Source organism: Brassicibacter thermophilus, assembly GCF_055378355.1.
This window is the reverse complement of the sequence record NZ_AP042446.1, coordinates 2,683,771-2,696,001: the sequence shown is the minus strand read 5'-3', so window position 1 is coordinate 2,696,001 and position 12,231 is coordinate 2,683,771. Positions and strand designations below refer to the sequence as shown.

Genomic DNA, 12,231 nt, shown 5'->3' with positions numbered 1-12,231 from the left:
CATGGCCCAAACTATTAGAGATATAAAAAGACGTATCCGAAGTGTAAGTAATACAAAGCAGATAACAAAGGCCATGGAGCTTGTGGCATCTGCAAAGCTTAGAAAATCCAGAGAAAAACTAGAGAAGACTAGACCATACTTTAATACTGTAGTAAGGAGTATACAAGAAATACTTTCTTCTACTACTGGTTTAAAACATCCATTTTTAGAAAAAAGAGAAATAAAGAGGTCTTTATATATAGTTATCACTGGAGATAGAGGACTGGCAGGAGGATATAATAGCAATATCATAAGATTAGCAGAGAACCATATGAAAAATAGAAATGTAGAAGTAACGGTAATACCTGTAGGGCAGAAAGGGAGAGACTATTTTAAGAAGAGAAATTATGATATTAGCGGAGAATTTATTCATATATCTGAAAATCCTCAATTTCATCATGCTGCAACTATAGGGGATTTAGCTGTAAAACTTTACAGCAAACACGAGGTAGATGAAGTTTACTTAGTATATTCCCATTTTAAAAGCACTATATCTCAAGAACCGAGGATGATGAAGATTCTTCCTGCTGAAAACATCAATGACAATAGTGAAGAAATACAAACTATGGCAGAGGATACTGTGGTGGAATATGAACCTTCACCAAATGAAGTTTTAAATTATTTAATACCTAAGTATGTTAAAAGTACTATATACGGTGCCTTAATAGAAGCTTCTGCTAGTGAGCAAGGTGCTAGAAGGGTGGCTATGGAATCAGCTACAGATAATGCTGAAGAGATGATAGATAATTTGATGTTGAAGTTTAATAGGGCAAGACAGGCATCTATTACTCAAGAGATATCAGAAATAGTAAGTGGAGCAGATGCTTTAAAATAATTAATGAGGAATACCTATCCTAAAGAAAAAAGGAAAGGATGTGAAATAAATGGCTGTAACAAATGAAGGTAAGATTGTTCAGATAATCGGACCTGTTATTGATGTGAGATTTGATGAAGAAAATCTTCCAAAGCTATTAAATGCTATTGTTATAGAAAAAGATGATAATAAGATAGTTGCTGAGGTTGCACAGCATATAGGAGACGATACAGTAAGATGTATATCTATGTCTCCAACTGATGGGTTAAAAAGAGGAATGAAAGCTATAGATACTGGTAGACCTATAACTGTACCAGTAGGAGATGCTACGTTAGGTAGAATGTTTAACGTTTTAGGAGAACCTATAGACGAGGCTGGAGAGGTTGATACTACAATTACATCTCCAATTCATAAAAATCCACCAGAATTTGAAGAACAAGAAACAGCAAAAGAAATATTTGAAACTGGTATAAAGGTTATAGACCTTATTGCACCTTATGCAAAAGGTGGTAAAATAGGTTTATTTGGTGGAGCTGGAGTTGGTAAAACTGTTATAATCCAAGAACTTATAAACAACATAGCTAAACAGCATGGTGGCTTGTCTGTATTTGCTGGGGTTGGTGAGAGAACTAGAGAAGGTAACGACCTTTATTATGAAATGAAAGAATCAGGAGTTTTAAGCAAGACATCTCTTGTATTTGGCCAGATGAATGAGCCACCTGGAGCAAGAATGAGAGTTGCACTTACTGGATTAACTATGGCAGAATATTTTAGAGATCAAGAAAATAAAGATGTTCTTTTATTTATAGATAACATATTTAGATTTACACAAGCTGGTTCAGAAGTATCTGCATTACTTGGACGTATGCCTAGTGCCGTTGGATACCAACCAACATTGGCAACTGAGATGGGACAGCTTCAAGAGAGAATTACATCAACAAAGAGTGGTTCAATAACATCAGTTCAAGCAGTATATGTTCCTGCTGATGACTTAACAGACCCTGCACCAGCGACAACTTTTGCTCACTTGGATGCTACTACTGTTCTTTCTCGTTCAATATCTGAATTAGGTATATATCCTGCAGTTGATCCATTGGATTCATCATCAAGGATACTTGACCCAGTAGTTATAGGGGAAGAACATTATAAAGTAGCCCGTGGAGTACAGGAGGTACTTCAAAAATACAAAGAACTTCAAGATATCATTGCTATACTTGGTATGGACGAATTGTCAGATGAAGACAAGATAATAGTTGCTCGTGCTAGAAAGATACAACGTTTCTTCTCACAACCATTCCATGTAGCAGAACAATTTACTGGGAAACCTGGAGTATATGTACCTCTTAAAGAAACAATAAGAGGATTTAAAGAAATATTAGAAGGAAAACATGACGATATACCTGAATCAGCATTCCTATATGCTGGCACAATAGATGATGTAGTAAAAAGAGCAAAAGCTTAAGTTATGTAATTCTAGCCTGCTACGATTTGAAATGGAGGGATTGTATGTCTCAATTTACTTTAGAGATAGTTACGCCAGATAGAAAGTTCTTCGAAGATGAGGTAGAAATGGTAGTAGTAAGAGGCTTAGAAGGAGATATGGGCATTTTAAAAGACCATACTCCATTAGTAACTCCCCTTGCTATAGGCAAAATAAAGATAAAACAAAATGGACAGACAAGATGTGCAGCCATTGCTGGAGGGTACATGGAAATCGCCGAGGAAAAAACTACTATTATAGCTGATTCAGCAGAATGGCCTGAAGAAATAGATGTAGAAAGGGCAAAGGCAGCAAAGGAAAGAGCAGAGAAAAGACTTGAAAGCAATGATGAAAATATAGATGTTTTAAGAGCTAGAATAGCTTTACAAAAAGCATTAAACAGAATAAATATTGCAAAAGAAAAATAAGTCAGGTAATTTGTTTATCTGGCTTATTTTTTATTTAAGATTTGTTCACATATAAAAAATAAAAAATAAAAAAGCATGTATAATACAAGCCTCTCTTTGTCAATACTTATTTTAGAGGAAAAGAAGAAAAAGATAAAAATGTTTTGTCCCCCTTTACATTTTTGTCACCCCACCTTTTCCTCAAAAACAAGAACACATAGGGACGGTTCTCTTGTGTTCAAATAATATGACACAAGGGGACGGTTCTCTTGTGTTGAAAAATCAACACACAGAACCGTCCCCTTGTGTTTTAAAGGAAAGAGAGGAGAGAGAGTATGAGTAAATTTAAAACTGTGGGACTTATTGCATTAGTAGTATTGCTTTCTATCATGAACTATGTATGGGCTGATACAACTAATCTTACAGATGAAAAAGCAGTAATAAATTCATTTAAGGCAACTGGGGCTAATTTCTTAGAAATGAATATGAATTTTAATAGCAAAATTAACGACCAATATTTGAACAAAGAACAATTATCTACTCTAGGTTTAGAACTTGTAGAGGCATTAAATATTCAAGGGAAACTTGTGAACGACAATCAATTTTTTGAATTAAATAATAATGCTGATGAGAAATTATACAGCTTTAGTCTATCTGAGGGAAATAATTACAATCAACTTGTTATTTGTGGACAAGATGACGCTAATAGGACAATTACCGCTATTGTAGTGTCATATAAAGACATATCTTTAGGCACAGAAGAGACAGATCTTTACATAGATGTAATTGAATATCAAGAAATTGAGAATTTAGAACCATTAAAGACTAAAATTGAGGATATATACGATAAATACAACAAGAAATCAAAAATTTCCACTTGCATTACTGGGACTTTTAAGGGAAAATTAAGTAGTAGTGAAATATATAAAAAAATAAGTATAGCATTGCAGACAGTTGACGGGTACAAAGTAGAAGGATTAGTAGATGATAATTTGACGAGTATATCTGCATTCACATCGAATATTACTGAATATTTATATACAGGAAATAAAAAGATGAATTTAAATATTGCTATGAGATACAATGAATATGAAGACAGTACTTATATATGGATTGGCACTCCAATAATCACTACAGGCTATTAAAACCAAACATAATAAGGGAGGAAAAAATGTGACAAAACTAATAGTAGAAAAAAGTCCCCCACTAAATGGAAACATAAGAGTAAGTGGGGCTAAAAATTCTGCCCTGCCAATTATTGCAGCTTCCTTGTTGGCAACTGAAAACACTATATTAGATAATGTACCAGATTTGAAGGACGTCGATGTAATAAGTGAAGTACTTACTTCTTTAGGGTCAGATGTAAAAAGAACTGAAAGAGGTAAAATAGAGATTAATTCATCAAATATTGATAATTTTGAAGCTCCCTATGACCTTATGAGAAAAATGAGAGCATCATTTTTAGTAATGGGTCCTCTTCTAGCAAGAATGGGTAAAGCACGTATTTCTTTGCCAGGCGGATGTGCTATAGGTACACGTCCTATAGATCTTCACCTAAAAGGATTTAAAGCTTTAGGAGCAGACATAAAGGTTGGACACGGATACGTAGAAGCAGCAGTAGAAAAATTGACTGGAAATAAATTATACTTAGACTTTCCTAGTGTTGGAGCTACTGAAAACATAATGATGGCAGCTACCCTTGCAAAAGGTGAAACTATAATAGAAAATGCTGCTATGGAACCCGAAATAGTGGATTTAGCAAATTACCTTAATAAGATGGGTGCTGATATAAAAGGAGCGGGTACTAGTACAATAAAGATAAAAGGCGTAGAAAAGCTAGGAGGCACAGAACATTCAATAATACCTGACAGAATAGAAGCTGGAACATATATGGTTGCAGCTGCAATAACTAAAGGAGATGTAGTAGTTGAAAATGTCATAGCAGATCATGTAAAGCCTATAATAGCAAAACTTAGAGAAATAGGTGTTACAGTTGAAGAAAATGGAGATAGTATAAGAGTAAAAGGCACAGAACATATTAAGGCAGTTGATATAAAAACTTTACCATATCCAGGTTTCCCCACAGATATGCAGTCACAGTTTATGGCACTTATGAGTGTAGCAGAAGGAACAAGTATTATTATAGAAACAGTATTTGAAAATAGGTTTATGCATGTAGACGAATTAAAAAGAATGGGAGCAGATATAAAGATAGATGGAAGAAGTGCAATTATACAAGGTACTAATAAACTTATGGGAGCACCTGTAAAAGCTACAGATTTAAGAGCAGGTGCGGCATTAGTGCTTACTGGACTAATAGCTGAAGGAACGACAGAAATAAGCAATATTTATCATATTGACAGAGGATATACTCATATAGAAGAAAAACTGTCAAAAATTGGTGCAAAAATATATAGGATTGATTAAAGAAGACTACTATGTCTTCTTAGGTTAATGACAAACCTGCGATGAAAATCGTGGGTTTTTGAATTATGTAAAATATATGATTATTATTAAGATATTTAATTAATTTTATAGTAATATCATGTTTTGAATAGTTTAAAATAGACTGCGATAGCATATTAGCTATCTTCTTAATATTTTGTACTACCGCAGTCATGTAACTTTGTTCCCTAACTTTGCTAATTCTGCGCATGCGACAACAGCGAAGCCCATGGAGTTCTTTAGAATCTGTAAAGCTTCGCTTTACTGTTTCTTTCTCTAATATATTTTTCTTCCAATATCATTTTTTATAAAACTTTTTACCTTTTCTTTATATTTTTCCAAACATGTCTTCTTATAGTTCTATATTCATTATCTCCAATTAGGCATTCGTCTCTATGTTTACATGTTTTACAATGTTCTTTATTACTAACATATTCTTTATATCCTTGACGTGTTGTAGTTTTATATTCTAAGAACCGTTGGGTTGGGGCATGCATATACATCCCACTCTTCTATATATTGAAATTTGTTTTTTGTGTATTTATTTTTTTTATGAGGTCCAAGCCTATAAGCTATTGCTCCTTGAATCTCTCTTTTTTTCTAAACCTTTGCAATTTGGTGCTGTAAAATAGCCTGCATCTAGTCCTACATATTTTGTGTAAAAACCAAATTTTTCTATTTGATAATCTAGCCTTTCTAGATATGGCTTAACATCATTTACATTCCCTGGAGTTATATGTACATCAGTAATTATATTGTTTTTACTGTCAACAGTTCTATGTTCTAGATAGAAGAAATCTTTTGGCTTTCTATCTATGAACGTATATCCACTATCAGGGTCTGTAGTGCTAGATTTTATCATCTTTTTTACTGGCTTATGTTTTTTTAAAAGGTTTCTTATTATGTTTTTCTCAGTCTGTATTTATATCTTCTTCTAAAGTATTTACATAGTTTTTAACAAATTATTTAATTTCTTTCTTTTCAAAATTTTGCTTGTTTGCATTAACGTTTAAATGAGTAGAATCTGTGTAAAGTATTTTACCTTTGACTAATTCCATATCTATAGCTTGAAATACAATTCTATCGAATATTTTCTCAAAAACATAGATTCCATTAAATCTTCTACGTCTGTTTTTGCTAATAGTTAAATAATCTAGGACCTTATCGGTCAATGAAAGACCTAAGAACCATCTGTACGCTATATTTATTGTAATCTCATCAATTAAACTTCTTTCAGATCTAATTCAAAACAAATATCCAATTAACATCATTTTAAAAAGCACAACAGGGTCAATTGATGGTCTTCCATTATCTAAACAATATAAATTTTCAAATAAATTATATATGAATATAAAATCAATGTACTTATCAATCTCTCTCAGTAGGTGATTTTCAGGTACTAAATCATCTATTATTAATAATTTCACAGAATTTTGGATTCCTTTAAATTTATTTTTGTTTTTTTAACTTTGTCAACAGTATGAGAAGATTTTAAAGTCTTCTTTTTCTTTTGTCCTCAACAATTTCCCAGGAAATAATGCTTTTATCGACTATTTTTCCTATTGACAAACTTGAATTATTACGGTAACATAGAATTAGTAAATAAAATAGGCATATGTACGATTTGGTGTGTTACTGATTAAATTCAGGCATTAACCAAAAAACTATATTAGTTTTTTAAACTATATTAGTTTTTTGGTTTTTTGTTTTTATGCAAAAGTATTTTGCTTTTTGTTTTAACGGAGGAGTTTTATATGCCAAATGGTAAATATAAAATACTAAAAGTATTAAATAATAATGTCATTTTAACATTTAGTCAATCGGAAAAACAAGAAGCAATACTGATTGGCAAAGGAATAGGATTCGGTCGTAAAATTAATGATTTAGTCACATTTGATTCAAATCAAGTTGAAAAAATATTTATACCATATGATGAAAAAATAAAAAGAGAATACTATAAGCTTGTAAACCAATTTAATTCATTTGCAATGGGGATAAGTGAGGAAATAATATTCCTTGCTGAAAAAGCATTAGGTGAACTTAACCCTCATATTCATATAGCTTTAACTGACCATATTTGTTTTGCTATTGAAAGAATAAAAGCAGGATTAGAAATTAGTAACCCATTTTTACATGAAATACAAATACTTTACAAATCAGAATACAAAGTAGCAAAACAAGCAATAAAAAAAATAGAAGAAGCTTTTGGTGTAAAGATGCCAGAGGATGAAACTGGATTTATTGCGTTACACCTTCATTCTGCAAGGCAAAATAAAAAGGTGAGGAAATTGCATAATTTTAAATTGTTGATTTTTCTAAATTTCAGTAAACGCAAAAAGGAGTTTCACCCCTAAATGTCGAATATATTAAGTAAGCAAACTCTATACCCGAAGGGAGTGAAACTTCTTAAATGTATATTCGACAAATGTGCTTAATTTCCTTTGAGGAAATTATGGAATTTCAACAAAAAACTAAATTAGAGATGATTTTATCTCAAATTGACGTTTCTAATTTAGCTTGTAAACTAAGAAAATCTCATAATTCTAAAGGCCCGAAGGGCTATGAGCCTGAAACTTTAATTTATGCTTTGATTGCTATGCAAGTAGAAAAAATTCAGACTATAAAAGATTTAGTTCTTAATCTTAAGCAAAATCCTGTTCTAAGATATTGTTGTGGTTTTGGTGTCCTTGGCAAAGTACCATCTGAATCTACTTTTAGCAGATTCTTAGATAAATTGACTCAAACAGATGAACTTGAGCAATTGTTCCATTCTTTAGTTGTTAAAGCAAAAGAACTTAATATAATTGATGGAGAACATATCTCTATTGATTCAACAAAATTAAGTTCTTATGAAACTGCTAAGCCTAAAAAATATATCGTAGATAATGACTACAACCCTAACTGGGGGATTAAAAAGGATACTAATGGTAACACTGTAAAGTGGTTTGGTTGGAAACTTCATATATTATGTGATTCTAAAAGCGAACTGCCATTAGATATTTTAGTAACCCCAGCAAATACTTATGATGGCACTGTAGCTATACCTTTAATAAAGCAATTTTTTAATAATTATAAAGATATTTTTAAGCCTAAATATTATGCTATGGATTCTGGGTATGACTTTGAGTATGTTTATAAAGATATAATAAACGAATTTAATGGTATTCCAATAATAGCTTACAATCCTAGACGAAGCTATGCTCCACCTGCTGGATTAGATGAAGATTTTAATCCTATCTGCTCCGCAGGATATAAACTAGTGTATTGGGGCAAAGATGGTAGTTATCTTAAATTTCGTTGTCCTCATGTTTTAGGTAAGTGTAATTGCCCTCATGGAATGAATTGGTGTTCTTCTTCTACCTACGGATATACTTTTAAAGTCAATTATAAGGAAAATCCAAGGCATTATGGATATCCTTTAAGGCCTTCTACTAGTTGGAAAAAGTTATATGATAAAAGGACATCAGTTGAAAGATGTAATAGTAGACTTAAAGAATATCTGAATTTAGATAATATAAGGTCCAAAGGTATTAAAAAAGCCATGGTCCACTCATTATTAAATTGCATAGCACTTATAGCTGGAACAATATCGTTAAACTCAAGTAAAACTGTTAATAAAGCTGCCTAACGGCATAAAATTATATTTATTTAGGAGGTTCTTTGCATTATTCAAAAATAAATATCAAAAATATCAAATTTAAAATCTCATTTTCAATAAGCTATCGCTCTATGCTCTTTTTTTCTACTATAAAAAAGATGAATTATGCAATTTCCTCAGGTATCAGAGACAGTAAGATATACTTTATTAATAAAAAGATTAGTTGAAATAGTTGAAAATGAGTTGCGAATAAAATTTGACAGCTCTGATTTTAGTTATTATAGGTTAATTACTCATCTAAGATTTACTATAGAAAGAATAAAAAAAGGCAAGTTAATTGAAAATCCATTGCTTGAAGCGATAAAAAAAGATTATCAAGAAACTTTTAAAATTGCTAAAATACTTGGTAATGAAATTAAAAACAGCATAGGAAAGGATGTTTGTGAAGGAGAGCTAGGGTATATAGCACTTCATCTACAGAGATTAGTTTTTTTAATACTGTTGACTAATACTATAAGCGTGTTACTGAGTTTATTCAGGCATGAGCTTATAAATATCAGGGAAACCTGTATTATTTATAAACTCATGCCTTTTTTAATAATAAAAGGAACTGTTAACTTAAAATGAAAAAATAGCATGATTTTATAGAAAAATTCTTAATGGATCTTGACCTTACAGCCCTATATGAATTTTAGCTATTACAATAAAGCTGTCAAGGGTCAAGATAAACGAGCAAAGCTCGCCCTTGACAGCTTTATTTTAAATAGCTATGGAATGGTTAAGGGCTGTAAAAATAAAAATTGCATAGCAAATAAACCAAGAAATAAGGCAAAGCAGAGAGAACCCTTAACAAGTAAATATTATGCAGATAATAACCAATTACTGCGATCTCTATCGCTATATTTGGCACCTGCTACCTGGGCAGGAGTAAGGTTACTCAAAGAAGAATGAGGCCGTATATAATTAAAGAAGAATACAAAGTTTGCAATTAAGTTATTAGCGCTTTCGAAACAGTTAAAACCTCGCTTTGGTTTATACCAGGCTTTAAATTCCTTATTAAAAGATTCAATTATATTGTTTGATATATCATCATCAAAAGATTCAACTCTTATATGGTTGGCACCGGCAAAGATAGATTTAGCAGGCACCTTATAAGCACTATATCTATCAGTAACGATAGTATTAGGAATGCCAAATTTCTTTGCTTTTTTAAAAAGGCTGAAGGCCTGGTTAGAATTTCTGTAAGGAGATAGATGAAAATTTATAATAAAGCGAGTTTCAGAATCAATGATAAACCAGAGATAATGTTTTTTACCATTAATTTTAACAACAGTTTCATCAGCATGCCACTCATCAGAAGAAGATAAGTCAATGTGTGAAGAAAACTTATTAGCCATACTGTCAAACAAAGGTGCAAACTTTTTAACCCAGGATGCAATTGATACATGGGAAACCTTAATATTATATGTAATATAAAGAAACTGTGATATTTTTCTTGTTGAAGAGTTATTTAAAAAATAAAGGTTAAGGGCAGTAATAATAACAAACATAGGAAATCTCATTCTTTTAAAATTAGTTTTACCAGAAAGATTAGACGATGAGGGATTATGGATAGTAGTTGGTTTTGCGATAAAGAAAGAATGATAACATTTTTTATCTGAGCATCTGTAGTTTGTATAGTGCTTATAATCATGATGAATAAAAGATGCTTTGCCACATTTGGGGCATCTTGGATATTTGCTATTACGTGAAGTATTAGATTTAGGCTTTGTAGAGAATTGACGTTTACAATCACGGCATTGATACTTTTGATAACCGTAAGGATCTTTGCCAAATTTATAAAGTTTTGAAGAATTACATCTAGGACACTTAATTTTTGGTATAATAGTCATAGGCCTCGACCTCCTTTGGAGTAATGTTTGGTTGACAATTACTATTATACCTAAAGGAGTTCGAGGCTTTCAATTTTCATTTAAGTTAACAGAACGTAATAAAATAAAAGGAGGAATTATTTATGAAAGGTTTTTTTGGTCAGCTGCAAAGAATAGGTAAAGCACTTATGCTTCCAATAGCAATATTACCAGCAGCTGCATTATTACTAAGGTTAGGCGCTCCTGACCTGTTCGATATTCCTTTCATTACTAGAGCAGGAGGAATATTGTTTGAAAATTTAGCATTACTTTTTGCTATAGGTGTTGCAGTAGGATTGTCTTTTGATAGCTCAGGTACAACAGGCTTAGCAGGTGCAGTAGGATATTTTGTATTAACTGAAGGAGCTAAGACAATAAATCCAGAAATTAATATGGGTGTTTTAGCTGGTATTATAGCAGGTTGTGTAGCAGGTAGTTTGTATAACAAATTTCATAATATTAAACTACCAGATGTATTAGGCTTTTTTGCAGGCAAGAGGTTTGTACCAATAGTTACAGGAGCTAGTTGTGTTGTTTTAGCAGCAATTTTAGGGTATGTTTGGCCACCTATTCAAAATATTATCTATTCCTTTGGAGAGTGGCTTACTACTTCAGGTTCAATAGGAGTTGGTTTATATGGATTTTTCAACCAGTTGTTAATTCCTACAGGGCTTCATCATGTTCTTAACAGCTTGATATGGTTTGTATTTGGTTCATTTACAAATGGGACTGGAGAAGTAATAACAGGAGATTTATCACGTTTTTTTGCTGGGGACCCAAACGCTGGTATATTTATGGCTGGTTTTTATCCAATATTTATGTTTGGTATGCCCGCAGCAGCTCTTGCGATGTATCATTGTGCTAAACCAGAGAATAAAAAATCAGCAGGTGGTGTCTTGCTAAGTGCAGCATTGACATTTGCATTAACAGGTATTGGTGAACCTTTGCTATTTAGCTTCTGTTTTGTTGCACCATTACTTTACGTACTTCATGCAGCTTTGACAGGTTCTTCGCTTATTGTTTGCAACCTATTAGGCATTAAGCATGGCTTTGGTTTTTCTGCAGGATTAATAGACTATGTACTAAATTATGGGTTAGCTACAAAGGCTTGGCTTATTATACCTGTAGGAATAGTATACTTCTTTATTTATTACTTTGTTTTCAGGTTCTTTATAACTAAATTTAAATTAGCTACACCAGGAAGAGAAGAAGAGATATCTATGGATGAAATAGACATGGATAAAAAAGCTGTTATAGATGCTGGTGGAATAGAAAGAGCTAATGCATATATTGAATACCTTGGCGGACCTGAAAATCTTGAGTTTGTAGAAGCATGTATTACTCGTCTTCGTTTAAAATTAAAAGACAGCTCATTGATAAATGAAAGAGGACTAAAATCAATTGGTGCATCAGGTGTGTTAAAGGTAGGAAATAATATTCAAGTTGTAGTAGGAACAAAGGCTGAAAACATTGCAGAAGAAATAAATAACCAGCTAAAATCTTTAAGAAAATAAAAGTAAATAAGAGCATGGAGGGAT

10 protein-coding genes and 1 pseudogene are annotated in these 12,231 nt (G+C 32.1%); 9 read left to right on the top strand and 2 right to left on the bottom strand.

Going from position 1 to position 12,231, the window contains the following annotated elements:
* The first annotated feature begins 1 nt into the window (after position 1).
* The 5 genes from atpG (at position 2) to murA (ending at position 5,167) form a co-directional block, all read left to right on the top strand.
* Complete coding sequence (gene atpG, locus ACZ41D_RS12930; RefSeq protein WP_464151828.1) at positions 2–874, top strand: ATP synthase F1 subunit gamma; 873 nt, start codon at positions 2–4, stop codon at positions 872–874.
* 49 nt (positions 875–923) lie between these two features.
* Positions 924–2,315, top strand: coding sequence for a F0F1 ATP synthase subunit beta (atpD, locus tag ACZ41D_RS12925; RefSeq protein WP_464151827.1), 1,392 nt, complete (start codon positions 924–926; stop codon positions 2,313–2,315).
* Between the two features lie 44 nt (positions 2,316–2,359).
* Positions 2,360–2,761 carry a F0F1 ATP synthase subunit epsilon gene (locus ACZ41D_RS12920; protein ID WP_464151826.1) on the top strand — a complete coding sequence of 134 codons (402 nt, stop codon included), beginning with the start codon at positions 2,360–2,362 and terminating at the stop codon, positions 2,759–2,761.
* Between the two features lie 314 nt (positions 2,762–3,075).
* Positions 3,076–3,885, top strand: a complete 810-nt coding sequence (locus tag ACZ41D_RS12915; RefSeq protein WP_464151825.1) for a YwmB family TATA-box binding protein — start codon at positions 3,076–3,078, stop codon at positions 3,883–3,885.
* 28 nt (positions 3,886–3,913) lie between these two features.
* Entirely contained in the window at positions 3,914–5,167 is a 1,254-nt protein-coding gene (gene murA / locus ACZ41D_RS12910) for a UDP-N-acetylglucosamine 1-carboxyvinyltransferase (protein ID WP_464151824.1), read from the top strand.
* Positions 5,168–5,186: 19 nt separating this feature from the next.
* Here the strand turns inward: murA and ACZ41D_RS12905 are convergent.
* Positions 5,187–6,624: pseudogene (locus ACZ41D_RS12905) on the bottom strand (IS1182 family transposase).
* A gap of 315 nt (positions 6,625–6,939) precedes the next feature.
* Between ACZ41D_RS12905 and ACZ41D_RS12900 the strand changes: the two are divergent.
* The 3 genes from ACZ41D_RS12900 (at position 6,940) to ACZ41D_RS12890 (ending at position 9,410) form a co-directional block, all read left to right on the top strand.
* Positions 6,940–7,539 carry a PRD domain-containing protein gene (locus ACZ41D_RS12900; RefSeq protein ID WP_464151823.1) on the top strand — a complete coding sequence of 200 codons (600 nt, stop codon included), beginning with the start codon at positions 6,940–6,942 and terminating at the stop codon, positions 7,537–7,539.
* Positions 7,540–7,610: 71 nt separating this feature from the next.
* Positions 7,611–8,813: a transposase gene (locus tag ACZ41D_RS12895; RefSeq protein WP_464151822.1), complete on the top strand. Its 1,203-nt coding sequence runs from the start codon at positions 7,611–7,613 to the stop codon at positions 8,811–8,813.
* A gap of 135 nt (positions 8,814–8,948) precedes the next feature.
* Positions 8,949–9,410 carry a PRD domain-containing protein gene (locus ACZ41D_RS12890; protein WP_464151821.1) on the top strand — a complete coding sequence of 154 codons (462 nt, stop codon included), beginning with the start codon at positions 8,949–8,951 and terminating at the stop codon, positions 9,408–9,410.
* A gap of 233 nt (positions 9,411–9,643) precedes the next feature.
* On the opposite strand, the gene ACZ41D_RS12885 is transcribed toward ACZ41D_RS12890, so the two are convergent.
* Entirely contained in the window at positions 9,644–10,675 is a 1,032-nt protein-coding gene (locus tag ACZ41D_RS12885; RefSeq protein WP_464151820.1) for an IS6 family transposase, read from the bottom strand.
* A 122-nt stretch (positions 10,676–10,797) separates the two neighbouring features.
* On the opposite strand from ACZ41D_RS12885, the gene nagE reads away from it, so the two are divergent.
* Positions 10,798–12,207, top strand: coding sequence for an N-acetylglucosamine-specific PTS transporter subunit IIBC (gene nagE, locus ACZ41D_RS12880; protein ID WP_464151819.1), 1,410 nt, complete (start codon positions 10,798–10,800; stop codon positions 12,205–12,207).
* Positions 12,208–12,231: the final 24 nt, after the last annotated feature.

Bases quoted from the DNA above. Each gene is read 5' to 3' on its own strand.
- atpG (WP_464151828.1), top strand. From the start codon at position 2: ATGGCCCAAACTATTAGAGATATAAAAAGACGTATCCGAAGTGTAAGT.
- ACZ41D_RS12895 (WP_464151822.1), top strand. From the start codon at position 7,611: ATGTGCTTAATTTCCTTTGAGGAAATTATGGAATTTCAACAAAAAACT.
- atpD (WP_464151827.1), top strand. From the start codon at position 924: ATGGCTGTAACAAATGAAGGTAAGATTGTTCAGATAATCGGACCTGTT.
- ACZ41D_RS12915 (WP_464151825.1), top strand. From the start codon at position 3,076: ATGAGTAAATTTAAAACTGTGGGACTTATTGCATTAGTAGTATTGCTT.
- ACZ41D_RS12890 (WP_464151821.1), top strand. From the start codon at position 8,949: ATGCAATTTCCTCAGGTATCAGAGACAGTAAGATATACTTTATTAATA.
- ACZ41D_RS12920 (WP_464151826.1), top strand. From the start codon at position 2,360: ATGTCTCAATTTACTTTAGAGATAGTTACGCCAGATAGAAAGTTCTTC.
- ACZ41D_RS12900 (WP_464151823.1), top strand. From the start codon at position 6,940: ATGCCAAATGGTAAATATAAAATACTAAAAGTATTAAATAATAATGTC.
- nagE (WP_464151819.1), top strand. From the start codon at position 10,798: ATGAAAGGTTTTTTTGGTCAGCTGCAAAGAATAGGTAAAGCACTTATG.
- ACZ41D_RS12885 (WP_464151820.1), bottom strand. From the start codon at position 10,675: ATGACTATTATACCAAAAATTAAGTGTCCTAGATGTAATTCTTCAAAA.